This is a genomic window from Prauserella aidingensis, from assembly GCF_024171865.1.
GTDB lineage: Bacteria > Actinomycetota > Actinomycetes > Mycobacteriales > Pseudonocardiaceae > Prauserella > Prauserella aidingensis.
Map to the genome: position 1 here is coordinate 85,436 of NZ_JAMTCN010000007.1, position 26,898 is coordinate 112,333.

Sequence of the window (26,898 nt, forward strand, 5' to 3'; positions counted from 1 at the left end):
GACCGCGCGTGCGACATGAGTCCGAAATACCGACCGATACCACTGTCCCGGCTAGGAGAAAACGTTGAAGAGCACCGTCGAGCAGCTGAGCCCGACGCGCGTGAAGATCAATGTCGAGGTGCCGTTCGACGAGCTCAAACCGAACTTCGACCGCGCCTACAGCAAGATCGCTCAGCAGGTCCGGATCCCCGGCTTCCGCCCCGGCAAGGCGCCGGCCCCCGTCCTCGAGAGCAGGATCGGCCGTGCCCCCGTGCTCGACGAGGTCGTCAACGAGGCCATCCCGGCCAAGTACATGGAGGCCGTGCAGACCGGTGACGTCCGCACGCTCGGTCAGCCCGAGTTCGAGGTCACCAAGCTCGAGGACAAGAACGTCCTGGAGTTCACCGCCGAGGTCGACGTCCGGCCCGAGATCACGATCCCGGACACCGGCGACCTCAGCGTGACGGTGTCCGACGTGGAGGTCACCGATGACGAGGTCGGTGAGGAGCTCGACAACCTGAGGGCCCGCTTCGGCACCCTGGCCGGCGTCGACCGGCCCGCCGCGAACGGTGACTTCACCTCGATCGACCTGTCCGCGACGGTCGACGGCCAGGAGGTCTCCGAGGCCTCGACGTCCGGCCTGTCGTACGAGATCGGCTCCGGTCAGCTCATCGACGGCATCGACGACGCGCTGATCGGCCTGTCCGAGGGCGAGTCGGCCACCTTCACCACGAAGCTCCTCGCGGGCGAGTACGCCGGCAAGGACGCCGAGGTCACGGTCACGCTCGGCAGCGTCAAGGAGCGTGAGCTGCCGGAGGCCGACGACGAGTTCGCGCAGCTGGCCAGCGAGTTCGACACGATCGACGAGCTGAAGGCCGATCTGCATGAGCGGCTCGCCCGGTCGAAGCGCATGCAGCAGGGTGTGGAGGCGCGCGACAAGGTGCTCGAGCAGCTCCTCGAGCGCGTCGACGTGCCGGTTCCGGAGAAGGTGCTGCAGGGCGAGATCGACAACGCCAAGCACGACGCGATTCACCCGTACGACCACGACGAGGAGGCCTACAAGAAGGCCCTCGAGGCTCAGGGCAGCGACCCCGAGGAGTGGGAGAACGAGGTTCGCACCGAGGCCGAGAAGTCGGTCCGCACGCAGTTGCTGCTCGACACGCTCGCCGACGAGAAGGACGTCCAGGTCGGCGACCAGGAGCTGAGCGAGCGGATCATCTACCAAGCCCAGCGCTTCGGCGTCAGCCCGGACGAGTACATCCAGCGCGCCCAGCAGTCGGGTCAGCTGGGCGCGATCTTCGCCGACGTCCGCCGGGGCAAGGCACTCGCCGCGGTCGTGCGCGGTGCGACGGTGACCGACGAGTCGGGTGAGGCGCTCGACCTGACCGAGCTGTTCGGTGAGGAGGAGGACGAGACTCCGGAGACCGTCGAGGGCGAGACGGTGGAGGCCGCATCCGAGGAGAACGAGGAGAACACCGAGGCGGCGTCGGAGGCTTCCGAGCAGTCCTCGGACAAGTGATTTCTCTTCATGCTCTGAGCGAACTCGGGCGGTGTCAGGACTTCTGCGCCGCCCGAGTTCGTTAGGGTCGGTTGCAAGATCTGAGACTTCGAAAAAAGGCAGGCAGACGTGACGCAGCACATGCCCGAGGGGCGCACCAGCACCGCGGGACTGAACCTGACCGACTCGGTGTACGAGCGGCTGCTCCAGGAACGCATCGTGGTGCTGGGCTCCGAGGTCAATGACGAGGTCGCCAACCGCATCACGGCGCAGCTGTTGCTGCTGTCGGCGGAGGACTCGCAGTCCGACATCCGCTTCTACATCAACTCGCCGGGTGGCTCGGTCACGGCCGGTTTCGCCATCTACGACACGATGCAGCTCATCGAGCCGGACGTGGCGACGTACGCGATGGGCATGGCGGCCTCCATGGGCCAGTTCCTCCTGTCGTCGGGTACGCCCGGCAAGCGCTACGCGCTGGAGCACGCGCGCATCCTGATGCACCAGCCGTCGGCGGGGGTCGGCGGTACGGCGTCGGACATCGCGATCCAGGCCGAGGTCTTCGGCAAGTGGAAGCAGGAGCTGGCGCGCATCACGGCCGACCAGACTGGCCAGACGGTCGACCAGATCCTGGCCGACGGTGACCGCGACCGCTGGTTCACCGCGCAGGAGGCCCTGGACTACGGCTTCGTCGACCAGGTGCTGACGCGTGAGAACCCCGCGCCGGGCTCGAACTCGAACTGACCGGGACCCGAGAAGGAGACCATCGATGAGCAACTTCCAGCTTCCTCAGTCCCGGTACGTGATGCCCTCCTACGTGGAGCGCACCAGCTACGGGATCAAGGAGTCGAACCCGTACAACAAGCTCTACGAAGAGCGCCAGATCATGCTGGGCGTGCAGGTGGACGACGCGTCGGCCAACGACGTGATGGCCCAGCTGCTCCACCTCGAGCACGAGGACCCGGACCGGGACATCATGATCTACATCAACTCGCCCGGTGGTTCGTTCACCGCGTTGATGGCGATCTACGACACGATGCAGTTCGTGCGTCCCGACATCGCCACGGTGTGCCTCGGCCAGGCCGCCTCGGCCGCGGCCGTGCTGCTGGCCGCGGGCACGAAGGGCAAGCGGTACGCGCTGCCGAACGCCCGCGTGCTGATCCACCAGCCCGCCACCGAGGGCACCTACGGCCAGGTGTCGGACCTGGAGATCCAGGCCGCCGAGATCCAGCGGATCCGCCGGCTCATGGAGTCCACGCTCGCCCAGCACACGGACAAGAGCGAGGAAGAGGTCCGCAGGGACGTCGAGCGTGACAAGATCCTGACGGCCGAGGACGCCAAGGAGTACGGGATCATCGACGAGGTGCTGCCGTACCGCAAGGGCGCAGGCTCGAACTGATCGACCGGCCGCCGGGCGGGAGCGTGTCGTCACCCGACAGGTTCCCGCCCGGCGGGCTATGGTGTCGGGAAGGCCGTCGACACGGGCGGCGGACTCCCATCGGTACCGCCCGGCGGGTACCGTCAAGAGACAGCGTCGAGAGACAGCGCGTGGCGCCTGTTCACAGTGTCCACCAGGCGGCACCGAGAACGAGTCAGGTGCACCTGACGCACCGGAGGGGACGAGGTCAGCGGCCATGGCACGCATCGGCGAGGGCGGAGACCTGCTCAAGTGCTCGTTCTGTGGGAAGAGCCAAAAACAGGTGAAGAAGCTCATCGCCGGACCAGGCGTCTACATCTGCGATGAGTGCATCGATCTCTGCAACGAGATCATCGAGGAGGAACTGGCCGAGGCCGGCGACGTCAAGCTCGACGAGCTGCCGAAGCCCACGGAGATCCACGACTTCCTCGAGCAGTACATCATCGGCCAGGACGAGGCGAAGCGCTCGCTGGCCGTCGCGGTGTACAACCACTACAAGCGCATCCAGTCGCAGGGTTCGGCGGGTCCGAAGGATTCGAAGGACGAGCCGGTCGAGCTCGCCAAGTCGAACATCCTGATGCTCGGCCCGACGGGCTGCGGCAAGACCTACCTCGCGCAGACGCTCGCGAAGATGCTCAACGTCCCGTTCGCGATCGCCGACGCCACGGCGCTCACCGAGGCGGGCTACGTCGGCGAGGACGTCGAGAACATTCTCCTGAAGTTGATCCAGGCCGCGGACTACGACGTCAAGCGTGCGGAGACGGGCATCATCTACATCGACGAGGTCGACAAGATCGCCCGCAAGTCGGAGAACCCGTCCATCACCCGGGATGTCTCGGGCGAGGGCGTGCAGCAGGCTCTGCTGAAGATCCTCGAGGGGACCACCGCCGCGGTGCCGCCGCAGGGTGGCCGTAAGCATCCGCACCAGGAGTTCATCCAGATCGACACGACGAACGTGCTGTTCATCGTGGCCGGTGCGTTCCAGGGCCTCGAGGCGATCGTCAACGAGCGGGTCGGCAAGCGCGGGCTCGGTTTCGGCGCGGAGATCCGCACGAAGCAGGAGATCGAGCAGAGCGACGTTTTCAGCGAGACGATGCCGGAAGACCTGATCAAGTTCGGGCTGATCCCCGAGTTCATCGGCCGGGTACCGGTCATGGCCAGCGTGACGAGCCTGGACAAGGCCGCGCTCGTGCAGATCCTCACGGAGCCGCGGAACGCGCTCACGAAGCAGTACACGAAGCTGTTCGAGCTGGACAACGTGGAGCTCGAGTTCACGGACACGGCGCTCGAGGCGATCGCGGACCAGGCGCTGCTGCGCGGCACCGGTGCGCGGGGACTGCGGGCGATCATGGAAGAGGTACTGCAGCCGGTCATGTACGACATCCCGAGCCGCGAGGACGTGGCGAAGGTCGTCATCACCGAGCAGACGGTCCGCGAGAACGTGAACCCGACGATCGTGTCGCGGCAGCCGTCTCGGCGCCGCGGTGGTGAGCGCGGGGAGAAGTCCGCCTGACCGGGCGGACGCCGCTGATGACGACGTCGCGGGACCTGCCGGTGTGGGAGGGGTCGACGTCGCAGCGGACGGCTGGGGACATGGTGAACGAATCCGACGACGTGGCGGCACGTCTGGTCGCGGCCCTGCGCCTGCGGCAGCCGCGGGTACAGCTGGTGATCGCGGGCTGCCTGGTCGTGTTCATGGTGGTGTGCGTGATCGCCACCATCACGAGGATGTCGTTGTGGCCGCTGCTGCCGCTGGTGTCGTTCGCCGGGGCGTCGGCCGCGGCCTGGCGGGTACGCACCGCCTCCGGAGACCGGCAGGCGTTCGCCTGGCTCCTGGTCGTGGGAGGTGGAGTGGCATTGGGCTTCTGGCTGCTCGGCATGATCAACCGGGTGTGGTGACGGGCCGGCGTACTCGTCGTTACGAGGTTTCGTGGACGCAGGTTGTGGCTAGCCTCTCCCGGTAGGGTGTGCCGACGCGAAGAGGACGTCACGCTGTGACAACGATGGGCGAGGTCGCCACCGGCGAGTTCTCGCACGAGGCTTTGCTCTACCGCGACGAGGCCGCCTACGTACAGGCGATCACGGCCTTCGCGGTGGACGGCGTCGCCAACGGCGAGCCCGTCGCGCTGGCGTTGCCGACCGACAAGCTCGCCACGGTGTCCCGCGAGCTCGGTGAGGCCGCCCGCGATGTGGAGCTCGTGGACATGAGTGCGGCCGGACGCAACCCCGGCGCGATCCTGAGTGGGGTGTTGCGCGGGTTCGCCGACAGTCACCGCGGCCGCGTGCGGGTGGTCGGCGAACCGATCTGGCCCGAGCGTTCCTCGGTCGAGTATGCCGCGGCGGTGGAGCACGAGGCGCTCATCAACGAGGCCTTCGCCGGAATGCCCGCGGTGATCCTCTGCCCCTACGACGCGACGCGGCTCGGCCGGGGCGTGCTGGACGACGCGGTGGCGACCCATCCGGACCTCGTCGACGAGACGGGGAGGCATCACAGCACCGCCTACGACCCGCACGCGGTGCTCGACGGCTGCAACCGGCCGCTGCCCGTGCCGTCCTCGGTGCCCGCGTTCCGGTTCGACCTGCACACTCTCGCCGAGGTACGGCGCTTCGCGATCGCGCACGCGGAATGCCTCGGTGCCCGGCGAGACAGGTTCGAGGACATCGCGCTCGTCGTCGGCGAACTGGCCGCGAACAGTGTGCAGCACGGCGGCGGCACCGGAACCCTGTGTGTGTGGCAGGAGGCCTCGACCGGTGCGGTCGTCTGCCAGGTCGACGACTCGGGCTGCCACACCGACCTGCTCGCGGGGCGGGTTCCGGTACCGCCGGACCGCATCGGTGGACGTGGCTTGTTGCTCGTGAACCGGCTTGCCGATCTCGTGCGCACCTATCGCGGCGCCGGCCACACCGCCACCCGGGTGTGGTTCGACAGGTAGTCGGTCAGGTCCGGGGCTCGGCGGGTACCGGCGTGTGCCTGCCGAGGAACGCGACGAGGCCGGGCATGGCGGAGGTGTAGAAGTCCCCGCTGTGGCCGCCGTCGCGGAACACCGCCACCTCCGGGTCGGTGCGCCGCACGAACCGCCGCGTCCCGACGACGAACGGGTCCGACGTGCCGCACCAGACTCCGAGCGACGTGCCGTCGAGTGTGTCCGGATGCCGCAGCGGGTCGAGCGCCGCCCATGCCTGCCGGTCGCGGAACGCTTCCCGCTCGCGCATCTCGTCCCAGTCGGTCAGCAGTGCCGGGGCGAGGACCCCGGTGGCGGCGAGCGGCGTGGCGCGTTCGCGTCGCCTGCGGGTGTAGACCAGCGCGCCGAAGCCGCCCATCGACGTCCCGGCGGCCGCGAACGGGTGTCCGGACACTCCGCCGAGTCCGCGGTCGGCCAGCCACACCGGCAGTTCCTCGAGCAGCATCGCCATCGGGTCGTCGCCGGGAGTGGATTCGTGCCAGTAGGCGTACGGGCCGCCGTCGACGGCCGCCAGGCCGAACGGTGGCACCCGGCCCGTCGCGACGGCCTGCGAGAGGTATCGGGCCATCCCGTTCGGCGATGCTCCACGTGCCGACCCGCCGCGCGCGTGGAGCATCGCCACCATCGGCAGCTCCTGCACGGGCCGCTCGGGCGGCAGGATCAGCACGAGGTCGACGTACTGCCCGCGGGCCCGCGAGAACAGCGACTCGGAACGGATGTCCGGGGCGGTCGTGGTGACCGACCGATGCGCCGCCGACGACCCCGTCAGCGCGGCGAGTCCCGCGGTGGCCAGGAGCGCGGCCCCGCCGACCACTGCGGACCGGCGATCAGTCCCCGGCAACCCGATCACCCCTGGTGTAGACGTTCATGCTGGCCCCCCGCAGGAACCCGACGAGTGTCATGCCCTGTTCGGCGGCCAGCTCCACGGCCAACGACGACGGTGCGGAGACGGCGGCCAGCATGGGAATACCCGCCATCGCCGCTTTCTGCACCAACTCGAACGAGGCGCGGCCGGAGACGAGCAGCCCACGGTCCGCCGCGGGGACGGCCCCGTCGAGCAGGGCCTTGCCCAGCACCTTGTCGACGGCGTTGTGCCTGCCGACGTCCTCACGCACGTCCAGCAGCGTCCCGTCGGCGGTGAACAGCGCCGCGGCGTGCAGCCCACCGGTGCTGGCGAACACCTTCTGCCGCTCCCGGAGCGCGTCGGGCAGCGTCGACAGGGTCTCGGCAGTGACGGGGAACGCGGCTTCGGCGGGGGAGAAGCGGGTGCTGAGCTTCACCGCGTCCAGCGCCGCCTTGCCGCACACGCCGCAGGACGACGTCGTGTAGAAGTTGCGTTCCACACCGGGGTCGGGCCCCGGTACGCCGGGGGCGAGCGCGACGTCCAGGACGTTGTAGGTGTTCCGGCCGTCGTCGTCCGTCCCGGCACAGTACCGGGCCGTCATGACGTCCTCGCGGCTGCCGACGACGCCTTCCGACAGCAGGAACCCGTGCGCGAGCTCGACGTCGTTCCCCGGTGTGCGCATCGTGACCGCGAGCGGGGTGCCCGCCACCCGCAACTCCAGGGGTTCCTCGGCGGCGAGGGCGTCCGGGCGGGTGCGTTCGCCGTTCGGCGTGAGCATGCGTACCGGCCTGCGTACCGTCACTCGGCCCATCAGTGCGTCCACTCCAGACGTGGTTCGGTGATTCGGGGGTGCGACGTCACGGGTAGTGGCCTACTGTGACGCGAGCACCGTGACTCCAGCGTAGGAGAGGTGAACGCATGGCCGTCGGTTTCCTCGCCCGTTCGCGGACCGTCGCGCCGCCGGACTGGAGCCGGTGGCTCGTCCCGCCCGCGGCCCTGGCCGTGCACCTGGCGATCGGGCAGGTCTACGCGTGGAGCGTGTTCAAGCCTCCGCTGGAGGGCTCCCTGGGGCTGAGCGGCACGCAGAGTGCCCTGCCGTTCCAGCTGGCCATCGTGATGCTCGGGCTCTCGGCGGCCTTCGGCGGGACGCTCGTCGAGCGCAACGGTCCCCGCTGGGCGATGTTCGTGTCCATGACGTGTTTCTCGTCGGGCTTCGTGATCTCGGCGCTCGGTGTGGCCACGGAACAGTTCTGGGTGGTCGTGCTCGGCTACGGTGTCGTCGGTGGTGTCGGCCTGGGTATCGGGTACATCTCGCCGGTGTCGACGCTGATCAAGTGGTTCCCCGACCGGCCGGGCATGGCCACCGGTATCGCGATCATGGGCTTCGGCGGCGGCGCGCTGATCGCCTCGCCGTGGTCGGCCCAGATGCTCGCGTGGTTCGGCACCGGCAGCGGCGGCATCGCGACGACGATGCTCGTGCACGGTGTCGTCTACTTCGGATTCATGGGTCTCGGGGTCGTGCTGGTGCGCGTACCCGCACCGGACTGGACCCCGCCGGGAACCCCGGTGCAGCAGGCCGGTGGCCGCACGGTCGCGGTGTCGGCCAACAACGCGCTGCGCACGCCCCAGTTCTGGCTGCTGTGGCTGGTGCTGTGCCTCAACGTGACGGCGGGTATCGGCATCCTCGAGAAGGCCTCGCCGATGATCACCGAGTTCTTCCGTCACACGGCGATGCCCGTGAGCGCCGCCGCGGCCGCCGGATTCGTCGGTGTGCTGTCGTTGACGAACATGCTCGGCCGGTTCGTGTGGTCGTCCACGTCGGACATTGTGGGCCGTAAGAACATCTACCGGCTGTACCTCGGCGTGGGTGCGCTGCTGTACCTGACGATCGCGCTGACGACGAACTCCTCGACGTTGCTGTTCGTGCTGTGCGCGGCACTCATCCTGTCGTTCTACGGCGGCGGGTTCGCCACCATCCCGGCCTACCTGAAGGACCTGTTCGGCACCTACGAGGTCGGCGCGATCCACGGCAGGCTGCTGACGGCGTGGTCGACGGCCGGGGTGCTGGGCCCGCTGATCGTCAACGCGATCGCCGACAGTCAGGAGGCGGCGGGCAAACAGGGACCGGACCTGTACTTCACGTCGTTGCTGATCATGATGGGTCTGCTGATCGTCGGGTTCGTCGCGAACGAGTTCGTCCGGCCCGTGCATCCACGATTCCACGAGCCCGGTACGGGTGACAGCGACGATTCCGAGGCCGGCGACCCCGCGAGGGACCGACGATGACCCGGACTGCAGAGGCGTGGGCCGACGCGGCGGAGAGGTGAACCGGATGGCAGAGGGTGCGAACGGAGCGACGGAGGGGGCCGGCGGGACGGCACGGCGTCGTCGAGGCCTGCTGGTCCTGGCGTGGCTGTGGGTCGGACTGCCGTTCGCCTACGGAGCGTTCGAACTGGCGCGGAAGATGGTGCAGCTCTTCGGCGGCTGATCGGCTGTGCTCGGCCGTCGGGACGAGTGCGGCGGCCGGGTGGTTTTACGTACGCGTTACTCCGGGAGTCTTGCGGCGGTCGTTAGCCGTGCGAAAGGGTGGGCGGCCGACCCCCGACAGGGGGACAGCTGCCGACCGGAGGTTCTCGTGGCCGTATCCCGATCCGTCCGCCGCGGACTCGCCGCCCTCGCCGTCCTCGTGACGGTGCCCGCGCTGACGACGCCCGCGGGGGCGCAGGAGCCGACGCCGCCGGGCGGGACCGGCGACGCGGCGTACCGCGACGCGGGCCTGCCGGGGCGGAGCGGGGACGTGTCCGCATCCGGACGGCTCGCGGCGGCGGGGGAGAACCGGCCGGTCGGGCAGCAGGCGGGCTACCCGCGGCAGACCGACCTGCGGGAGTTCCCGGAGAACCCCGACGACAAGGCGATCAAACTCGGACTGACGCCGTACCACGACATCGCGCCGCAGCTGAACGAGCTGCAGCAGCGCAGCGACCGTGTCTCGGCGGAGGTCGTCGGGCAGAGCACGCAGGGCCGGGACCTGTACCTGGTGACCCTCACCGCCCCGGAATCGCCCGCGGAGGCGGCACGACAGGCGCGCTGGCGCGAGCTGATCGAGGACGACCCGACGGCGGCGGCCGAGAACGAGCGGTTGGCGCGGGAGTACAAGGCGCCGGTGTGGATCAACGCCAACATCCACGGTGACGAATGGGAGGGCACCGACGGTGCGCTCGACGTCATCGACCGGCTCGCCACCAGTGACGACCCGGCCGACGCCGCGCTGCTCGAGTCCACCCGGATCTACCTGACCGTCACGAACAACCCCGACGGGCGCGTCGCCGGTACGCGCGCGAACGCCGCGGGTTTCGACGTCAACCGTGACCACCTCACCTCGACCCAGCCGGAGTCGCGGGCGGTGCGGGACGTGCTGATCGAGACGCAGCCGCTGGTGATGATCGACGAGCACGGCTACACGGGTACGACACTCATCGAGCCGGGGACGCCGCCGCACGGCAGGGACTACGAGTACGACCTCTACATCAAGCACGCCTACGAGAACGCCCTCGGCATGGAACGCGCCATCGGGAAGCTGGGCTACGACGAGACCGCGCGGGCGGACATCCCGTTCCGCGACTTCGAGCCGGGCGAGTGGGACGACTGGCCGCCGATCTTCACGCCGATGTACTCGATCTACCACGGCGCGGTGGGCCACACCGTCGAGGTGCCGCTCCGGGTGAACCGCGAGGAGTACGAGCAGCTGCCCGTGGAGGAGCTGCAACGACGGTCGCGCATCAACCGCGACGTGGCCGCCGCGACGATCACCTCGGCCGTCGAGTACGCCGAGGAACACCGCGGCGAGCTGCTCGCCGACCAGATCGAGACGTTCCGCCGCGGCTGGGCCGGTGAGCCGCAGCGCGACATCCCCGACGAATACGTCCCCGGGTTCGGCGAGGAGGACCGCTACTCCGTCGAGTTCCCGCGGGCCTACGTGATCCCGGCGGGCGACGGCCAGCGGTCGGCACCCGCCGCGGCCCGGCTCGTCGACCATCTCGTCGCGCACGACGTGCGGGTGTCGCGGGCGGAGCACACGTTCCACCTCGGCGGGGAGAAGTACCGGAAGGGCTCGTACGTCGTCGACATGCACCAGCCCAAGCGCGGCCTCGCCAACGCCATGTTGTCGGCGGGTCAGGACATCTCGGGGGACGTCCCGCGGATGTACGACATCTCGGGCTGGAGTCTCGGACTGCTGTGGGGCGCGACGGTCGACGTCGCCACCGACGAGGCGCCCGCGGTGCGCACGACGCCGGTCGCGGCGGCCGGGCCGACGGGGTCGCTCCCGCCGTCGCCGAACGCCGACCTGGCGCTGACCCTCACCGATGGTGCCGACGTGCAGGCCGCGACGTACCTGCTCGACCGCGGGGTCGAGGTGACGCGCGACGAGGACGGCACGCTCGTAGTCCCGGCGTCGGCGCGCAGCGAGGCGGCGACCGCGGCCGACCGGTTCGGCGTGACCTTCACCCGGGCGGGCAAGGACTCGTCCGGGACACCGGTGGCGGCTCCGGTGATCGCCGCCGCGGCGTCCGCCGACGAGCTCGCCGTGCTGCGTGGGCTCGGCTTCGACGTTCGCCCGGTGTCGACGGCGGTGCTCAACGACGGCTTCGACTTCGACGGGGTGAGCGCGCTGGTGGTCTCCACGGGGCTCGACCACGACGCGTTGACCGCGGACGCGAAGCGCAGGGTACGGGCGTTCCTCGACGAGGGCGGCGGTGTCGTGGCCCGCGGTGCGGGCGGTGCGGCGTTCAACGAGGCGGCCGGCCTGCTGCCGGTCACCGCGGTCGAAGGGCGGGGCGATGCCAACGGCGTCGTGTCCGTGACCGACGGTGAGGGCGACGTGCTCGACCGTGCGCCCGGGCATTCGTTCGTCTACGCGCCGCTGTGGTTCACCGGCCTCGGCGAGTCCGTGACCGCCGAGCAGCGCTACGCCAGGGACCCGCTCGTCTCGGGGCACTGGCGTGCGGGCGAGAACGCGGGTGGTCCCGCCGAGGCCGCGGGCGAGGCCTCCGTCGTCTCCGGCGTCACGGACGGCGGTACGCGGGCGGTGCTGTTCGGTACCGAGCCGATGTTCCGCGACCATCCGAAGGGGCTGTACGCCCAGGTCGCCGACGCGGTGTTCTGGGCGTCCTGACGGCGGGGTGCCTCGGGCCGCGGACGCCGCCGACGTGAGCGGGGCGCCTCGCGGCGAATCGGTGGTGAGCGCCTACCACCGGGGCTAGGCTGCGGGCATGCTCATCGCTGAGGACCTGCTGCTGTTGGCGTTCGACGACACGGAGGGCAAACCCGTCTCGGGGATCGAGAACCTCGACGAGGCCGTGGCCGGGGCGCTCCTGCTCGAGCTGACGCTGCTCGGCAAGGTGGACATCACCGGCGAGGCCGACGAGGGCAAGCCCGGTCGCATCGTGTTGCGCGACCCCACCCCGGTGGGTGATGCGGAACTGGACGGCGCACTGACGGCACTGGCCGACAAGGAGGGTGCCAAGCCGAAGGACGCCGTCGCCAGGCTCGCCCAGCACAACCCGGTCGACCGGCTGCTGTCCGGCCTCGCCGACCGCGGCGTGTTGCGGCGGGAGAGCAGGAAGGTGCTCAGACTGTTCCCCGTCACCCGCTGGCCTGCGGCCGACGGCCGGCACGAGGAGCAGCTCCGCGCCGAGTTGCACCGGGTGCTGGTGGAGGGCGGGGAGCCCGACGACCGCACCGCCGCGGTGATCGCACTGCTCGTCGCCACGAAATCGGTCGGGCATGCGTTCCCGACCGACGACGCCAAGGCGACGAGGAAACGGGCCGAGGAGGTCGCCGAGGGCAACTGGGGCAGCGACGCAGTGCGGAAGGCGATCGACGAGGTGACGGCGGCCGTGATGGTCGTGGTGATGGCGGCGGCCGTGGTCACCACCTCGTAGGCGGGCCGCGAGCGGGTACGCCGGTGACGAACCGGCGCGAGGGGGTTCGTAGACTTACCGGCTGTGACGGAGAACGCGAACCAGCAGCACACGGACCTTCCCACCGCATGGAACCCGGCCGACGAAGAGGCCGCCCTGTACCAGCGCTGGGTAGACGCGGGCTACTTCACGGCCGACGCGTCGTCGGACAAGCCGCCGTTCTCCATCGTACTGCCGCCGCCGAACGTCACCGGCACGCTGCACATGGGCCACGCCCTGAACCACACCCTCATGGACGCGATGAGCAGGCGCCGCCGCATGCAGGGCTACGAGGTGCTGTGGCTGCCGGGCATGGACCACGCGGGCATCGCCACGCAGAACGTCGTCGAGCGGGAACTCGCGAAGGAAGGCACGTCCCGCCACGACCTCGGCCGGGAGAAGTTCGTCGAGCGTGTCTGGGAGTGGAAGAACGAGTACGGGGGCAAGATCCTCGGCCAGATGAAGCGGCTCGGCGAGAGCATCGACTGGTCCCGCGAGCGCTTCACGATGGACGAGGGGCTCTCCCGCGCCGTGCAGACCATGTTCAAGCGCCTCTACGACGAGGGGCTGATCTACCAGGCCGAGCGCATCATCAACTGGTGCCCGCGGTGCATGACGGCGCTGTCGGACATCGAGGTCGACCACTCCGACGACGACGGCGAGCTCGTGTCGATCCGCTACGGCGAGGGTGACGCGTCGGTCGTCGTCGCCACGACGCGTGCGGAGACGATGCTCGGCGACACGGCCGTCGCGGTGCACCCCGACGACGAGCGGTACCGGCACCTCGTCGGCACCGAGGTCGAGCTGCCGCTCACCGGACGGCGTATCCCGATCGTGGCCGATGAGCACGTCGACCCCGAGTTCGGCACCGGCGCGGTGAAGGTGACCCCCGCGCACGACCCGAACGACTTCGAGATCGGCAGGCGGCACGACCTGCCCATGCCGTCGATCATGGACGAGCGGGCCGTGATCACCGCGTCGGGTCCGTTCGAGGGCATGGACCGGTTCGAGGCGCGTCCCGCGATCGTCGCGGCCTTGCGGGAGGACGGCCGGATCGTCGCGGAGAAGCGGCCGTACGTGCACGCCGTCGGGCACTGTTCGCGCTGCGACACGGTCGTCGAGCCGCGGCTGTCGCTGCAGTGGTGGGTCAAGGTCGGCCCGCTCGCCCAGGCCGCGGGGGACGCCGTGCGCGACGGCCGGGTGCAGATCCATCCGCCGGAGTTGGCGAAGCGCTACTTCGACTGGGTCGACAACATGCACGACTGGACGATCTCCCGCCAACTGTGGTGGGGGCACCGGATCCCGGTCTGGTACGGCCCGAACGGCGAGAAGGTCTGCGTCGGCCCGGACGAACAACCGCCGTCGGGCGAGGGGTGGCATCAGGACTCCGACGTCCTCGACACGTGGTTCTCGTCGGGCCTGTGGCCGTTCTCCACGATGGGCTGGCCGGACGACACCGCCGACCTGGCGAAGTTCTATCCGACGACGGTGCTGTCCACCGGCTACGACATCCTGTTCTTCTGGGTCGTGCGGATGATGATGTTCGGCCTGCACGGGATGGGGCACCGCGGCGCCGAGCAGTCCGTGCCGTTCCAGCACATCTACCTGCACGGGCTGATCCGCGACCAGCACGGCAAGAAGATGTCGAAGTCGAAGGGCAACGTGCTCGACCCGATCGACTGGATGGACAACTACGGCGCCGACGCCACGCGGTTCACGCTCGCCCGCGGTGCCAACCCGGGCACGGACCTGGCCCTGGCCGAGGACTGGGCGGCCGGGTCGCGCAACTTCTGCACCAAGCTGTGGAATGCGGCGCGGTTCGCGATCATGAACGGTGCGACCACCGCACGTCCGCTTCCCGCGGTCGAGGACATGACCGAGGCGGACCGGTGGATCCTGGGCCGCCTGTCCACCGTTCTGTCCGAAGTGGATGAACTACTCGAGGAGTTCCAGTTCGCCAAGGCCACGAACACGCTGTACCACTTCACGTGGGGCGAGCTGTGCGACTGGTACATCGAGCTGGCCAAGGTGCAGCTGTCCGGGGACAAGGCCGACGACACCCGCGCCGTCCTCGGGCACGCCCTGGACACGGTGCTGCGGCTGCTGCACCCGTTCGTCCCGTTCGTGACCGAACGGCTGTGGACGACGCTCACCGGCAGTGGGCGTGCCCCCACCAATGAGGGCGTAGCCGGTGGGGGAGCGTCGTTGGTGGTGGCCGACTGGCCGAAGGGCGAGTCGCTGCCCGTCGCCGACCCGGCTGCCGAGGGCCGCATCGACGACGTGCAGAAGCTCGTCACGGAGGTGCGCCGGTTCCGCTCCGATCAGGGCCTCAAGCCGGGGCAGAAGGTGGCGACCCGGCTGTCCGGCCCCGGTTTCGACGCGGTCGCGGCGCACGAGGAGGCCGTCCGTTCGCTGGCGAAGCTGACCGAGCCGGGCGACGACTTCACGGCCACGGCGTCGCTCGAGGTCGCGCTGGCCGACGGCACAGCGGTGGTCGAGGTCGACACCTCGGGCACGATCGACGTCGCGGCGGAGCGCAAGCGGCTCGAGAAGGACCTGGCGGCGGCGGAGAAGGAGCTCAAGCAGACCGAGGGCAAACTCGGCAACCAGGCGTTCCTCGACAAGGCGCCGGCCGACGTGGTCGACAAGATCCGCGTGCGACGTGACACGGCCGCAGGCGACATCGAACGCATCACCGCCCGGTTGGAATCACTCCCGGAATCCTGACCGCAGGTGCCGTTCCCGCCGTGGCCCGCGACTCCGCGTCGAGTGGAGGAGCGGGCCACGCCCGTGTCGGCGGCGAGGCGGCCCGGCGTGGTCGCCGCGTCAGCGTGTTGGTGCAGGTGCCGCGTCGAGGGTGCGGCGGAGCTGGGTGGCGACGCCGTACATCCCGGCGGCGTTCGGGTGATACGACATGGCGACCAGGGGATTGGTGTCCTTGCCCTGGATCCACGCCTGCAGGCCGGCGCACGCGTCGTGACCGTAGGACGCCGGATACATGTCCACAAAGGATGCACCGTGGTGCTCGGCCGCCGTGCGGAGCGCGTCGTTGAGCGACGATTCGATGTCGTCGGCCCAGGCGAGGTCTCCGTCGGCGAACGGCAGGACGTCCGGGCAGGTGACTCCCGTGCCGGGTGCGGGCGTGATGCGGGGATATCCGACGACAAGGACCGTGGCCTGCGGTGAACGGACCGCGATCTCGTCGAGCACCGCTCCGGCGCGCTGCCCGGTGCGGGCGACCGCTTCGGCGAGGGTGTCGGTGCCGTCGTCCGTGAAGTGATCCCGGCAGGGGCTGCCGGACGGATCCTCGGCGCGCAGCCCGGGACAGGTGCCGATGATGCTGCCGAAGACGTTCTCGTCGTTGCCGCCGATGCCGAGCGTGACGAGGTCCGTGCCGGGTCGTAGGGCGTCGAGCTGGGGCGGGTTGGTGCCGAGCGGGGTGCGTTGGGGCTCGGTCATGTGGTCGGTGGTCGCGCCGCCGCAGCTGACGTCGCGGAACGAGCCGATACGGAGCTGGGCGGCGAGCATCGTCGGGTAGTTCGCCGTGGAGCGGGCGCAGCCGAGCGGTGCGGTGGGCTTGGGCAGCGGGATCAGCGGTCCCGAGGTGTACGAGTCGCCGAGCGCGACGTAGCGGTCGAACCGCGGTGGTCCGGATGCCGCCGCCGACGGGGCGACCGCGAGCGCCGACGCGAGGCACAGCAGCAGTGCGCCGAACGTCGCCGCCAGTCGTCTCGTCCGGCGCGTGGCCGACGGGACGGGCGGTGCGGTGTGGCCGCGCCGCGGTGGTGTGTGGAACTCGGTGTGGTCGGTGTGGTCGGCCCGCGATGTCCGCATGCGTCCCCGATCGCCGTCGGACAGGTCTGTTATGTCCTATCCGTTCGCGAACGGCGGTGGCCAGACGGCGAACGTGTAGACGTGATCGCCCGACCCGAGGACGCGGCGATCACCACCTGTGATCGCCGGAGCGGGCAATGCTCCGTCACGCCTGGTCGGGGCCGTCACACTGCGTGGCCGTCGATCCCCATTCGGGTGTGGTGAGCCCGTGTCCGCCTGCGTAGGCGGCGACGTCCGGTTGCCGCCACCCCTCCAGTAGCGCGGAGTCGACGCGGTACACCTCGACGCCGATCGGGTGGCACACATCGATCGGGTCACGGGCGTTCGGACCCCACAGCGGTACGGACAGGTCACCGCCGGGACACGTCGAGAGCGCGCACAGCAGGTCCTGTTCGGCGAAGAACTCGAAGTGGTCGCCGGGACGGGCGGGGCAGGCCTTCATGACGTAACGGTCGTCGGCGGTCAACCTGGTGCACTGGAACACGTTGAGCACGTCGTGGACGTCGAACTCGGTCAGCCCGTACGGCGCGACGGCGCGGACGCGGTTCGAATGACAGTGGTAGTCGAAGTCCTCGCCGGTGAGCATGCGGTTGACGTACGGATCGCAGCGGGTGCCGAGCAGGTCGTGCACCCGGCCGCCGTCGGAGTCGGGCCCGCGGTCGCCGAGCGTGTCGGACGTGACGGTCAGTAGCGGCCGCAGGTAGGGCAGCATCGACCACAATCGGTCGAACGTCGAGACGTGCGCCCGTTGCAGCTGCCGGGGCCGTCACCGCGCGGTCGTCAGGGTATGGGTTCGGTGTCCGCCCGGCGTTCGTCGGCGGCCGCGTCGGCGCGGATGGCCCGGATCGACGCGGGTACCACCTCCCTGGCCCGCTCGGCCACGGTACGGATGCGGCCGGTGAGCCGCCCCGTGTTGAGCCACGACAGCACCACCGGAAGCGCGGGCACCTCGTCGGCGATCGGGCGGGCCACGGCCCGGCCACCGTCGTAGGTCACCGACCCGGCCGAGACCTGGTTGAGGATCGCGAACCCGTGGCCACGGGCGACCAACGCTCGTACCGCCTCGTAGTTCGTCGTGCGATAGCGGACGTCGGGTTGGATGCCGCTGTCGCGCAACAGCCGGATGAAGTAGTCGCGGCTGCCGGGCAGGTCCAGCAGCACCATCGGTTCGTTCGCGAGGTCACGCAGCGACACCCGGGGCTGCCGCGCCAGCCGGTGCGTGGGCGGCAACAGCACGTACGGCGGTGCGTCGGCCACGACCTCGTGGTCGATGTCCTCCGACAGCAGCAGGTCGTAACCGATCGCGAGATCCACCGAGCCGTCGCACAGTGCCGCTCCGACGCCGCTCGGCTCGGACTCCGTGACGACCACATCGAGATCCGGGTAGCGGCCGCGCAGGTCGGTCAACAGGGAGGGCAGGACGAACGGCATGAGCGTCACCATCATGGCGAGGCGCACGGTGCCGCGGACGGTGTCCCGGTCCCCCTGGGCGGCGGTGAGGACCTCGCCGAGGTGGTCGAGGACCGATCGCGCGTCCCGGAGGAAGTCGCGTCCGGCAGGGGTCAGGACGAGCCCCTTCGAATGCTTGCGAATGAACAACTGCGCGCCGAGTTGACGTTCCAGCGCGGCGACTGCCGACGAGACCGCCGACTGCGCGACGTGGAGGTGCAGCGATGCCTCCGTCATGCTCAGTCGGCTCGCGGCCTCGACGAAGTAGCGCAGCTGGGTGAAGGTCACCGAGTGCGCGGGTGCGGACCCAATGGTTCCACCGGAGTCGGGTACCGGTGTGAGGTCCGCGGAGGTCATGCCGGCTCCTGCGCCAGTTCGCCGGCACGTACCCGGCGGAGCAGGTCCGACACGGCGTCGACGATCGTGCCGGCCTCGGTGCGCAGCGCGGCGAGGTCGCTGTCGTACGCCGTGAGGTCGCCGAGTTTGTCCCCCAGGAAGTCCGCGGGCGCGGCGAGCCGCGCCGCCAGCCACGTCTCCGGGTCGGCCGACAGCTCCGAGTCGAAGACGCGATCACCGGGTTCGTTGTCGGCCATGTCCGGGTGATAGTGCACGCGGTCGCGGCTTCCGGGACCCGCGGCGACCGATTCCAGTATGTCGACGCGCCACACGGCCGTGTCGAGCACGATCCTGCTCGACGAATACACGGAACCGGTCTGCGGCTGCGGATCCAGGAGCCGCAGTTCGACGCGGACACCGCGCTCCGCGCCCTCCTGACCCGGGTAGGGGTCGGGGTCGACGAAGTGGATGTCCTCGGCGAGTACGGCGAGCTTGTCGAAGCAGAACGTGCGCATCATGGTGAACCTCCTGGGGGTGTGCGTGCCGGGTCTTCGGGAGGTGACGGTGCCTGGGACGTCCGACCTCGTGCCAGTAGCGCGACGAGGTCGAACACGACGGTGGCGGCGGTGAGCGAGGTGATCTCGGCGTGGTCGTAGGCGGGTGCGACCTCGACGACGTCGGCCCCGACGAGGTTCAGGCCGGTGAGCGACCGCAGCAGGGCGAGCAGTTCGCGGCTCTGTAACCCGCCGACCTCGGGTGTTCCTGTTCCGGGTGCGAACGCCGGGTCGAGCACGTCGATGTCGATCGACAGGTACACCGGCGCATCGCCGACGCGGTCGCGGATCTTCCGCGCGGCCGCCTCCACGCCGATGACGTCGAGTTCGGCAGCCCGGATGGTGCGGAACCCGAACGACTCGTCCGCGCGCAGGTCGGACATGTCGTAGATCGGCCCGCGAATGCCCGCGTGCAGGCACTTCTCCTCGAGCAGCAGGCCCTCCTCGAACGCCCGCCGGAACGGGGTGCCGTGGGTGTGCGGCGCACCGAAATAGGTGTCCCACGTGTCGAGATGGGCGTCGAAGTGCACCAGCGCCACGGGACCGTGCCTGCGGGCGACCGACCGCAGCAGCGGGAGCGCGACGGTGTGGTCTCCCCCGATCGTGACGAGCGCTCGCCCGTCACCGGAGACCGCGTCGGCGTGCCTGCCGATCTCGCCGAGTGCCGCGTCGATGGAGAACGGGTTCGCCGCTACGTCCCCGGCGTCGACGACCTGAGTGGTTCGAAAGGGGGCCACGTCCAGTTCGACGTGGTAGGCGGGCCGCAGATGCCGTGATGCCTGGCGGACCGCCATGGGCCCGAAACGCGCTCCGGGCCGGTACGACGTGCCGCCGTCGAACGGAACTCCCAGGACGGCGACGTCGTAGTCGGGTACCGCATCGATCGTGGGCAGGCGGGCGAACGTGGCCGCCCCGGCGAACCGCGGCACCTCGGTGCCGCTCACCGGCTGTACGGGATCGGTTGTCACGAGCGCACCTCCTCGGCCGCCGGACCGGTGTGGTCGACCTGCTGCAGGAAGCGCGCCACCCGCGGGGTGGCGCCCGTTCCGAGCACCTCGTCCGGCGGTCCCTGGGCGACGACACGGCCGTCCTCCATGAACACGACCCAGTCGGCCACGTCCCGGGCAAGGCGCATTTCGTGGGTCACGACGACCATCGTGCGGCCCTCGTCGGCCAGGTCGGCGATCGTGCCGAGCACCTCGCCCACGAGTTCCGGGTCGAGCGCCGAGGTGGGCTCGTCGAACAGCAGCACCTTAGGGTTCATCGCGATGGCCCGCGCGATCGCGACACGCTGCTGCTGCCCGCCCGACAGCTGGTGGGGGTACTTGTCGGCGTGCTCGCGCAGTCCGACCCGCTCGAGCAGGTCCAGCGCGCCGGCACGGTCGACGGCGTCGGGCAGCCGCAACGCCGTCGGTGCCAGGAGCACGTTCTCGACGGCGGTCCGGTGGGGGAACAGGTTGAACCGTTGGAACACCATCCCCACCTCGCGCCGTTGCCGCGACACCTCGGCGTCCGGCAGCTCACGCGGGGTGCCGTCGTCGTCGAGCTTGTAGCCCATGAGGGCGCCGTTGATCTCCACCCGGCCCGCATCGACGGACTCCAGGTGGTTGAGTGTCCGCAGCAGCGTCGTCTTGCCCGACCCCGACGGTCCGATGACGACCACGACCTCGCCTTCGTGCACGTCGAGATCCACATCGGACAGCACGGTGTTGTCGCCGAACGACTTGTCGACATCCTCGACCCGCACGACGGGGCTGCCGGTGTGCTCCCGGCGCGGCCGCGCCACGCGCACCGGGCGGTCGGTGCGGTCGGTGGCCGCGACGGCGGCGGTCTTCCGCCGCGTGACGTCGAGCCGATTCTCGATGAGCCTGCGCACGACGTCGAAGAAGCTCACGATGAGCACGTAGTAGAAGGCCACGATCAGCATCGTCTCGAGCACTTTGAAGTTGTCGGTGTACAGCCGCTGGCCGACGAGCAGGATTTCCGTCAGCGAGATGGTCGACACCAGCGAGGAGAGCTTGATGATCGTCGTCAGCTCGTTGCCCAGCGACGGGATCGCCACCCGGAACGCCTGCGGCAGCACGACGAGTCGCTGTGCGGTCAGGTACCGCAGCCCCAGCGCCTGCGCGGCCTCCCGCTGGTCGGGCCGCACCGACAGCAGTCCGCCCCGGTGGATCTCCGCCATGTAGGCGCCTTCGCTGAGCACCAGCGAGATCAGGCCGACGACGAAGGCCGAGCTGAGCACGTCGGCCAACCCGGGGAACATCTGCGGCAGGTTGTAGACGAACACCAACAGCACGAGGAGCGGAAGGCTGCGGAACAGCCAGACGTATCCCGCTGCGAGCCAGCGCACCGGTGCGACCCGGGACTCCTTCATGAAGGCGGCGACGATGCCGACGACGTTGCCGAGTAGCCACGACGACAGGCTCAGTGCCACGACGACGAGACACGCGGTCCAGAAGTCACCGAACGACAGCAGGCTCAGCGCGTAGTTCCAGTCGAAACTCATGCGGGCGCCTCAGCTGTTCTTCGACTCTTCGAGTACCTGGTCGTCGACCGGTTCGAGGTTGTAGGACTCGAGCAGCCGGTCATAGGTCCCGTCCTCCTTCATGTCCGCGATGGCCTGCTCGATGGACGAGCGCAGCTCGTCGTTGCCCTTGTTGACGGCCAGGCCCACCGCCGTCGGCCAGAGCAACTCGTCGTTGAGGAGTTTCAACTCACCGTCGGAGCTCTCGACGACCTCGGCGGCCACCGCGGCGTCGGTGACCGTGGCCTGGACCTGGCCCGCCTGCATCGCCGACGTGGCCTCGGGGTCGGTCGGGTACTCGCGGGCGTCGACGGTGCTCTCGCCCGCGTCCTCGCACAGCGCCGGGATCTTCTCCGCGGCGGCGTCGTGGTGCACGCTGCCGGTCAGGGCGCCCACCTTTTCTCCGCACAGGTCGGTGATCTCGCCGGCATCGGAATCGCCGGGGACGATGATCGACGAGCCGGTCTGGAAGTAGGGCACCATGTCCACCTGCTCGAGGCGCTCGGCGGAGAAGTAGAGCGCCGACGCCACCATGTCGTAGCGGTTCCCCTTGAGCCCCTGGATGATCTGCGCGAACCGCACGTCCTGGTAGTCCGGGGTCCTGTCCATCTTCTCGGCCATCGCATCCACGAACTCGACGTCGAATCCCGCAGGCTGGCCGTTCTCCCGCTTGTCGTACGGCGGGTAGGTCAGGTCGATGCCGACGGACAGTTCGTCACCCGAGCCCGCGTCGGATCCGCTGCAGGCGGCGGTGGCCAGGAGAAGTGCCCCTGCGGAGAGGGCGGCGAGTCTGCGGCCCCGGCGGGAGCCTCGGCGGGGAACGGGGGATGCGGGGGAGTGGGTCATCGCGGTTTCCCTTCGTGCGAGCCGACGTTCGACGTCGTCCGGGTGAGCGGAGCGGGGGAAGATGCGTCCGAGGTTATGCGCGCATCGAAGGCATGAATAAGCGTCGAACATCGATGGACTGCATCGCCCGAGCTGATGAAACACCGGCGAAATGTGCTGTGTGCGCCGTCGTATCGTGTGCGTGTCCCGACGGTGGTCCGACCGACGGTCGTGCGACGGCGGTGTTGCGCCGGTATTGCGGTGTCGAATTCATCTCATTCGGTGATGTCAACGATCGGAACTCCGTGTTTTACAGATTCGCGGCAGCCGCCGAATGCTGGTGGTCGTACCGGCCCGTCACGGCAACAGGCCGAGCCCACTTGCGAGGAGAACGTCAGCATGATCCGTACCGGTGAGGAGTACCGCGATTCCATTCGCGACGGCCGCGAGGTCTGGATGGGCAACGAGCGTGTGCGGGACGTGACGACGCATCCGGCGTTCAAGCCGATCGTCGACGTCCGTGCCCACATCTACGACATGGCCCACGACCCCGGGACGCGCGATGTGATGACCTACCGCGACCCCGCTGACGGCGAGACCAACTGCATCGCCAACCGGCTGCCGCGCACCCAGCAGGACTGGTGGGACAAACGTGCCGCGACCGACCTGGTGATGGACCATGCGCGTGGCGTCGTGACCCGGGTCGGCGACGAGACGATCGGCGAGATGTGGTCGCTCTACGACGGCCAGGACGTGCTCAACGAGGTGGATCCGCGGTTCGCCGAGAACATCCGCAATCATGTGCACCGGGCCGTGACCGCGGACCCGTTCCACGTGTCGGCCAACACGGATCCGAAGGGTGACCGTTCCCGCGCACCGCAGGATCAGGACCCCGACATGCTGTTGCACATCGTCCGGGAGACCGACAACGGCATCGTCGTGCGCGGAGCGAAGTACGAGACGGCGGCCGCGTACTCCAATCAGGCGTTCACGAAACCCACGATCGCCAACTGGGGAAACGACGAGATGTCCGACTACGCCGTCGGATTCATTCTCGACATGGGATCGCCGGGCCTGAAGTTCATCTGCCGCGACGGCTTCGCCGGCCGGGTACCGGAGGCCGACTATCCGCTGTCGAACCGGGTGGACGAGGTCGAGTCCATGGTGGTCTTCGACGACGTCGAGATCCCGTGGGAGAACGTGCTGTTCTACCGGCACACCCGCGCAGCGACGTACATCCGGTCCACATTGCACCGCTACAGCGCCTTCGCCTACGTACAGCGGACGTTGCGGTTCGCCGACCTGATGATCGGCGCCGCGTTGTGGAACGCCAAGCAGACCGGACTCGACAAACAGCAGGCGGTGCAGGAGAAGCTGGCGACACTGGCGACGTATCGCGAGACGATCAGCGCCCACCTCACGGCGTCGATCGTCGTGGCCGAGCCCAGCCCCGGCGGCCTGCTGATGCCGAACCAGTCCCTGCTCTACACGGGTCGGGTCGCCGCCCTCACCCCGTTGGCGGAGATGATGCACCTGGCGCGTGAGCTGTGCGGTGGGCAGATCTGCATCACGCCCGACGCTGCCGCGTTCGACAACCCGGCCACCGCGGGATGGCTCGACAAGTTCTACTCGATCAACGAGAACTGGGTCGCCGACGATCGACGCAAACTCCTCGCCATGGCACGCGATCTGCTCAACAGCGACTACGCCGGTCATCGGCTGACGTTCCAGTTGTTCGCCCAGGCGCCGCCGTTCGCGCATCTCGCGGCGGTCTACCACAACTTCGACTACGCGGGACCGCTCGACCTCGTCCGGGACGTGGCGGGCCTGTCGGACAAGGTCCTCGGGGAGAGGGGTGCGGCGGCATGAGCGAGCCACACTTCCGCCCCACGCACACTCGGATCCGGACGTTCAACACCGCCGACACGTATCCCGAGCAGAACCTCGACAACGACCTGTGCCAGGCCGTCGTCGCCGGTGGAGTGGTGTACCTGCGCGGGCAGGTCGGCCAGGATCTCGACACGCGGGCGAGCGTGGGTACCGGCGACGCGGTGGCCCAGACCCGCAAGGCCATGGCGAACATCGCGCAGTTGCTCGACGAGGCGGGTAGCAGCCTCCGCGACGTCGTCAAGATCGTCGTCTACCTGACCGACGTGCGCTATCGCGAGGACGTCTACCGCGAGATGGGGACGTGGCTGCGTGGTGTCCACCCGGTCTCGACCGGCCTGATCGTGGACGGGCTCGCGCGACCGGAGTGGGTCGTCGAGATCGACGCCACGGCCGTGGTCAGCGGGGAGGGCCGATGACCTTCTCGCTCGCCGCCCGCGATCCGGACACGGGCGCGTTCGGCATCGTCGTCAGTTCGTCGAGCCCGGCTGTAGCGGCCCGGTGCGCGCACGTGCGGGCCGGTGTCGGGGCGGTGACCTCGCAGAACGTCACCAACCCCGACCTGGGACGGGTGGGCCTGGAGGCACTGGCGTCCGGGGCAGGCCCCGCGGACGCCGTGTGCGCGATGGTTGCCGCCGACGGGTTCCCGGAATACCGCCAGCTGTCGGCAGTGTCGGTGTCGGGAGAGACCGCGGCACACTCCGGGGCGGAGACGCTCGGCACGCACACGTCGGTCACCGGCGACGCGGCGGTCGTGGCGGGCAACCTGCTCGCCACGGAGTCGGTGGCGCACGCGATGCTGGGTGGCTACACCGGCAGCCGGGCGGAGGCGTTCGAGGAACGCCTGCTGGACGGCTACGCCGCGGCTCTGGCCGCTGGCGGGGAGGAAGGCCCGGTGCGGTCGGTGGGACTCGTCGTGGCCGAGGACGTGCCGTGGGCGGTCACCGACCTGCGTGTGGACGACGCGGACGAGCCGTTCGGCGAGCTGCTCCGACTCTGGCAGCTGTGGGCTCCGCAGAAGGCCGCCTACCGGCTGCGCGGCCTCGACCCCCGGCGGGCGCCTTCCTACGGCGTGCCGGGAGACGCGTGATGACGCGAGAGCTCCGACCCACGGTGTCCGGCGCGGTCGCGGCCGTGGAGGACCGGCTGGTGGCGCTGTCCCACGACCTGCACGCCGCTCCGGAGGTCGCCTGGGAGGAGGTCCGTTCGAGCGCGCGCGTGGCCGGCGAACTGGCAGACGCCGGATTCGACGTACAGGAACGGTGGTGCGGCCTCGACACGGCCTTTCTCGCCACCGCGGGCGGCGGGCCGTTGCACGTCGCGTTGTGCGCAGAGTACGACGCGCTGCCGGGGCTCGGCCACGCGTGCGGGCACAACGTGATCGCCGCGATCTCGGTGGGTGCGGCACTCGCGCTGGCGCCGCTTGCCGACGATCTCGGCCTGACGGTGCACGTCGCGGGCACGCCCGCCGAGGAAGGTGGCGGCGGCAAGATCGAACTGCTGGACCGCGGCGGGTTCGACGGGATGCACCTCGCGGCGCTCGTGCATCCGGGTCCGGTCGACGTGGCCGAGGCCGAGCCGTACGCCGTGTCGCATTCCCGGGTCAGCTACGAGGGGCGCGCCGCCCATGCGGCCGCCTACCCGGAACGCGGCCTCAATGCGGCCGACGCGTTCACGGTGGCGCAGGTGGCGCTCGGGCTGCTGCGGCAACAGCTGCCCGCGAGCGTGCGGGTGCACGGGATCGTCACCGAGGCAGGGACCGCACCCAACGCGATCCCCGGGCACGCGGAGGGACGGTGGTACGTCCGCGCCTCGGACCTGGACGAGTTGGCGGAGGTGGAGCAGCGGGTGCGGCGGTGCTTCGAGGCCGGGGCGCTGGCCACAGGCTGTGACGTGTGGGTGGAACCGGAGAGCAAGCCGTACGCGAGTTTCCGCAACGACGCCGAGCTCACAGGGCTGTACGTGACCGCGGCGTCGGAGCTGGGCAGGACGTTCACCACGGGTCCCGATGCCCGCATGAACCGTGCCTCGACCGACCTCGGCAACGTCAGCCAGGTGGTCCCCTCGATCCACCCGTACATCGGCATCGACTCGCTGCCGGCGGTCAACCACCAGGCCGAGTTCGCCGAGGCGGCCGCGGCGCCCGCGGCGGACGTCGCCGTCGTGCAGGGTGGCCAGGCACTGGCACTCACCGTGGCTCGTGCGGCGGCCGACGACGCGATCCGCACCCGGCTCCTGACCGGGCGGTGACCCGGGGACACGGTGCCGCGGTGAGCCGACCAGGCCCGTGACGTCGCGCGACGGTGGCGTGCCTCCGGAACGGAGTGGTGGCGGGCCGTCGGAACGGAGGAGAGAGGACGATCAGGACGCGGAACGCGGCGTTCATCCGGCCGAGGCGGTTGCGCCGGGGAATACGCGTGCCGATCATCCGGTTGAATCATCATGAGGGGCACACGAACGCGTGGCGCGAACGAGATGCCCTACCCGTTGACCGGTGCGCCCCGGCAGCTGGGTGTCCCGTGGCACGCGCCGGTGGACGCCGCGATGCTCAGGCCTTCCTGACCGAGATCGCGAACGTCGATGCGGGCCCAACTACCAGACACGCATGGTGGCCAGGTTGCCGGAGGACCGGCTCACCGAGCTTCGTGACAGGCCGGCCGCGCTGCTCGAGGGGACGAGGAGACCGCCACAGAGGCCGCCGTCGATACCGCGATGCACCTGGCCGTGTACCCGAGCCGGTAAACGGGTCGGCGAATCGGGCGGAACGTGGGACGATGGACGGGAAGGCGCCGCGAGCGCGGCGACGACATCCGACATGGAGGCTTGTG

24 protein-coding genes and 1 pseudogene are annotated in these 26,898 nt (G+C 69.7%); 15 read left to right on the forward strand and 10 right to left on the reverse strand.

The genetic code is table 11. From position 1 onward, the window contains the following. The first annotated feature begins 64 nt into the window (after positions 1-64). The 6 genes from tig to LY13_RS10475 all read left to right on the forward strand — a co-directional run bounded on the left by tig (position 65) and on the right by LY13_RS10475 (position 5,824). Positions 65-1,498, forward strand: a complete 1,434-nt coding sequence (gene tig / locus LY13_RS10450; protein WP_253828138.1) for a trigger factor — start codon at positions 65-67, stop codon at positions 1,496-1,498. 108 nt (positions 1,499-1,606) lie between these two features. Beyond that, complete coding sequence (locus LY13_RS10455; RefSeq protein WP_308216297.1) at positions 1,607-2,218, forward strand: ClpP family protease; 612 nt, start codon at positions 1,607-1,609, stop codon at positions 2,216-2,218. A 25-nt stretch (positions 2,219-2,243) separates the two neighbouring features. Next, positions 2,244-2,873 carry an ATP-dependent Clp protease proteolytic subunit gene (locus LY13_RS10460; RefSeq protein ID WP_253828139.1) on the forward strand — a complete coding sequence of 210 codons (630 nt, stop codon included), beginning with the start codon at positions 2,244-2,246 and terminating at the stop codon, positions 2,871-2,873. 235 nt (positions 2,874-3,108) lie between these two features. Next, positions 3,109-4,404, forward strand: a complete 1,296-nt coding sequence (clpX, locus tag LY13_RS10465) for an ATP-dependent Clp protease ATP-binding subunit ClpX (protein ID WP_253828140.1) — start codon at positions 3,109-3,111, stop codon at positions 4,402-4,404. A gap of 17 nt (positions 4,405-4,421) precedes the next feature. After that, on the forward strand, positions 4,422-4,790 hold the full coding sequence (locus LY13_RS10470; RefSeq protein WP_253828141.1) for a hypothetical protein: 369 nt from the start codon (positions 4,422-4,424) through the stop codon (positions 4,788-4,790). A 104-nt stretch (positions 4,791-4,894) separates the two neighbouring features. Continuing rightward, positions 4,895-5,824 carry an anti-sigma factor RsbA family regulatory protein gene (locus LY13_RS10475; protein WP_253828247.1) on the forward strand — a complete coding sequence of 310 codons (930 nt, stop codon included), beginning with the start codon at positions 4,895-4,897 and terminating at the stop codon, positions 5,822-5,824. A gap of 4 nt (positions 5,825-5,828) precedes the next feature. Here LY13_RS10475 and LY13_RS10480 read toward each other — a convergent pair whose 3' ends face one another. Both LY13_RS10480 and fdhD read right to left on the reverse strand, forming a co-directional pair. After that, the gene (locus LY13_RS10480; RefSeq protein WP_372493807.1) at positions 5,829-6,704 is read right to left on the reverse strand and encodes an alpha/beta hydrolase; all 876 of its coding nucleotides are present in this window, start codon (positions 6,702-6,704) and stop codon (positions 5,829-5,831) included. After that, positions 6,682-7,509, reverse strand: a complete 828-nt coding sequence (gene fdhD, locus LY13_RS10485; protein ID WP_253828143.1) for a formate dehydrogenase accessory sulfurtransferase FdhD — start codon at positions 7,507-7,509, stop codon at positions 6,682-6,684. The genes LY13_RS10480 and fdhD overlap by 23 nt, the downstream gene beginning before the upstream one ends. Before the next feature lie 107 nt (positions 7,510-7,616). Between fdhD and LY13_RS10490 the strand changes: the two genes are divergently transcribed. From LY13_RS10490 to LY13_RS10510, 5 genes are all read left to right on the forward strand, one after another. Then, on the forward strand, positions 7,617-8,984 hold the full coding sequence (locus tag LY13_RS10490) for an OFA family MFS transporter (RefSeq protein ID WP_253828144.1): 1,368 nt from the start codon (positions 7,617-7,619) through the stop codon (positions 8,982-8,984). Positions 8,985-9,030: 46 nt separating this feature from the next. Further along, positions 9,031-9,186: an MFS transporter small subunit gene (locus tag LY13_RS10495; protein ID WP_253828257.1), complete on the forward strand. Its 156-nt coding sequence runs from the start codon at positions 9,031-9,033 to the stop codon at positions 9,184-9,186. A 147-nt stretch (positions 9,187-9,333) separates the two neighbouring features. Then, positions 9,334-11,871, forward strand: a complete 2,538-nt coding sequence (locus tag LY13_RS10500; RefSeq protein WP_253828145.1) for a M14 family zinc carboxypeptidase — start codon at positions 9,334-9,336, stop codon at positions 11,869-11,871. 97 nt (positions 11,872-11,968) lie between these two features. After that, complete coding sequence (locus LY13_RS10505) at positions 11,969-12,640, forward strand: GOLPH3/VPS74 family protein (RefSeq protein WP_253828146.1); 672 nt, start codon at positions 11,969-11,971, stop codon at positions 12,638-12,640. A 63-nt stretch (positions 12,641-12,703) separates the two neighbouring features. Next, the gene (locus LY13_RS10510; protein ID WP_253828150.1) at positions 12,704-15,385 is read left to right on the forward strand and encodes a valine--tRNA ligase; all 2,682 of its coding nucleotides are present in this window, start codon (positions 12,704-12,706) and stop codon (positions 15,383-15,385) included. Positions 15,386-15,484: 99 nt separating this feature from the next. Here LY13_RS10510 and LY13_RS10515 read toward each other — a convergent pair whose 3' ends face one another. The 8 genes and pseudogenes from LY13_RS10515 to LY13_RS10550 all read right to left on the reverse strand — a co-directional run bounded on the left by LY13_RS10515 (position 15,485) and on the right by LY13_RS10550 (position 22,204). Further along, positions 15,485-16,492, reverse strand: a complete 1,008-nt coding sequence (locus LY13_RS10515) for an SGNH/GDSL hydrolase family protein (protein ID WP_253828152.1) — start codon at positions 16,490-16,492, stop codon at positions 15,485-15,487. Between the two features lie 145 nt (positions 16,493-16,637). Continuing rightward, positions 16,638-17,246 carry a DUF1989 domain-containing protein gene (locus LY13_RS10520; RefSeq protein WP_301298784.1) on the reverse strand — a complete coding sequence of 203 codons (609 nt, stop codon included), beginning with the start codon at positions 17,244-17,246 and terminating at the stop codon, positions 16,638-16,640. Positions 17,247-17,272: 26 nt separating this feature from the next. After that, the gene (locus LY13_RS10525; RefSeq protein ID WP_253828155.1) at positions 17,273-18,298 is read right to left on the reverse strand and encodes a LysR family transcriptional regulator; all 1,026 of its coding nucleotides are present in this window, start codon (positions 18,296-18,298) and stop codon (positions 17,273-17,275) included. Continuing rightward, positions 18,295-18,795: a hypothetical protein gene (locus tag LY13_RS10530; protein ID WP_253828156.1), complete on the reverse strand. Its 501-nt coding sequence runs from the start codon at positions 18,793-18,795 to the stop codon at positions 18,295-18,297. Before LY13_RS10530 ends, LY13_RS10525 begins: the two co-directional genes overlap by 4 nt. Beyond that, the gene (gene speB, locus LY13_RS10535; protein WP_253828157.1) at positions 18,792-19,799 is read right to left on the reverse strand and encodes an agmatinase; all 1,008 of its coding nucleotides are present in this window, start codon (positions 19,797-19,799) and stop codon (positions 18,792-18,794) included. Before speB ends, LY13_RS10530 begins: the two co-directional genes overlap by 4 nt. Continuing rightward, positions 19,796-20,617 carry an amino acid ABC transporter ATP-binding protein gene (locus LY13_RS10540; protein ID WP_308216304.1) on the reverse strand — a complete coding sequence of 274 codons (822 nt, stop codon included), beginning with the start codon at positions 20,615-20,617 and terminating at the stop codon, positions 19,796-19,798. The genes speB and LY13_RS10540 overlap by 4 nt, the downstream gene beginning before the upstream one ends. A 72-nt stretch (positions 20,618-20,689) precedes the next feature. Beyond that, positions 20,690-21,340 (reverse strand): annotated as a pseudogene (locus LY13_RS10545) (amino acid ABC transporter permease); the annotation flags it as partial. A gap of 9 nt (positions 21,341-21,349) precedes the next feature. Continuing rightward, entirely contained in the window at positions 21,350-22,204 is an 855-nt protein-coding gene (locus tag LY13_RS10550) for an ABC transporter substrate-binding protein (protein WP_253828159.1), read from the reverse strand. A gap of 378 nt (positions 22,205-22,582) precedes the next feature. On the opposite strand from LY13_RS10550, the gene LY13_RS10555 reads away from it, so the two are divergent. Genes LY13_RS10555 through LY13_RS10570 form a run of 4 tightly spaced genes read left to right on the forward strand, consistent with a single transcriptional unit; the run spans position 22,583 to position 26,320 of the window. Beyond that, positions 22,583-24,052 carry a 4-hydroxyphenylacetate 3-hydroxylase family protein gene (locus LY13_RS10555; protein ID WP_253828161.1) on the forward strand — a complete coding sequence of 490 codons (1,470 nt, stop codon included), beginning with the start codon at positions 22,583-22,585 and terminating at the stop codon, positions 24,050-24,052. Continuing rightward, complete coding sequence (locus LY13_RS10560; RefSeq protein ID WP_253828162.1) at positions 24,049-24,489, forward strand: RidA family protein; 441 nt, start codon at positions 24,049-24,051, stop codon at positions 24,487-24,489. The genes LY13_RS10555 and LY13_RS10560 overlap by 4 nt, the downstream gene beginning before the upstream one ends. Next, the gene (locus LY13_RS10565) at positions 24,486-25,160 is read left to right on the forward strand and encodes a DUF1028 domain-containing protein (RefSeq protein WP_253828163.1); all 675 of its coding nucleotides are present in this window, start codon (positions 24,486-24,488) and stop codon (positions 25,158-25,160) included. Before LY13_RS10560 ends, LY13_RS10565 begins: the two co-directional genes overlap by 4 nt. After that, a complete protein-coding gene (locus LY13_RS10570) occupies positions 25,160-26,320 on the forward strand; it encodes an amidohydrolase (RefSeq protein ID WP_253828164.1) in 1,161 nt (386 codons plus the stop codon). The genes LY13_RS10565 and LY13_RS10570 overlap by 1 nt, the downstream gene beginning before the upstream one ends. Positions 26,321-26,898: the final 578 nt, after the last annotated feature.

What these genes read in the sequence shown, in the direction of transcription:
- LY13_RS10460 (WP_253828139.1), top strand. Translation starts at nt 2,244, where the DNA reads ATGAGCAACTTCCAGCTTCCTCAGTCCCGGTACGTGATGCCCTCCTAC.
- clpX (WP_253828140.1), top strand. Translation starts at nt 3,109, where the DNA reads ATGGCACGCATCGGCGAGGGCGGAGACCTGCTCAAGTGCTCGTTCTGT.
- LY13_RS10470 (WP_253828141.1), top strand. Translation starts at nt 4,422, where the DNA reads ATGACGACGTCGCGGGACCTGCCGGTGTGGGAGGGGTCGACGTCGCAG.
- LY13_RS10475 (WP_253828247.1), top strand. Translation starts at nt 4,895, where the DNA reads ATGGGCGAGGTCGCCACCGGCGAGTTCTCGCACGAGGCTTTGCTCTAC.
- fdhD (WP_253828143.1), bottom strand. Translation starts at nt 7,509, where the DNA reads ATGGGCCGAGTGACGGTACGCAGGCCGGTACGCATGCTCACGCCGAAC.
- LY13_RS10490 (WP_253828144.1), top strand. Translation starts at nt 7,617, where the DNA reads ATGGCCGTCGGTTTCCTCGCCCGTTCGCGGACCGTCGCGCCGCCGGAC.
- LY13_RS10495 (WP_253828257.1), top strand. Translation starts at nt 9,031, where the DNA reads ATGGCAGAGGGTGCGAACGGAGCGACGGAGGGGGCCGGCGGGACGGCA.
- LY13_RS10505 (WP_253828146.1), top strand. Translation starts at nt 11,969, where the DNA reads ATGCTCATCGCTGAGGACCTGCTGCTGTTGGCGTTCGACGACACGGAG.
- LY13_RS10515 (WP_253828152.1), bottom strand. Translation starts at nt 16,492, where the DNA reads ATGCGGACATCGCGGGCCGACCACACCGACCACACCGAGTTCCACACA.
- LY13_RS10525 (WP_253828155.1), bottom strand. Translation starts at nt 18,298, where the DNA reads ATGACCTCCGCGGACCTCACACCGGTACCCGACTCCGGTGGAACCATT.
- LY13_RS10530 (WP_253828156.1), bottom strand. Translation starts at nt 18,795, where the DNA reads ATGATGCGCACGTTCTGCTTCGACAAGCTCGCCGTACTCGCCGAGGAC.
- LY13_RS10550 (WP_253828159.1), bottom strand. Translation starts at nt 22,204, where the DNA reads ATGACCCACTCCCCCGCATCCCCCGTTCCCCGCCGAGGCTCCCGCCGG.
- LY13_RS10555 (WP_253828161.1), top strand. Translation starts at nt 22,583, where the DNA reads ATGATCCGTACCGGTGAGGAGTACCGCGATTCCATTCGCGACGGCCGC.
- LY13_RS10560 (WP_253828162.1), top strand. Translation starts at nt 24,049, where the DNA reads ATGAGCGAGCCACACTTCCGCCCCACGCACACTCGGATCCGGACGTTC.
- LY13_RS10565 (WP_253828163.1), top strand. Translation starts at nt 24,486, where the DNA reads ATGACCTTCTCGCTCGCCGCCCGCGATCCGGACACGGGCGCGTTCGGC.
- LY13_RS10570 (WP_253828164.1), top strand. Translation starts at nt 25,160, where the DNA reads ATGACGCGAGAGCTCCGACCCACGGTGTCCGGCGCGGTCGCGGCCGTG.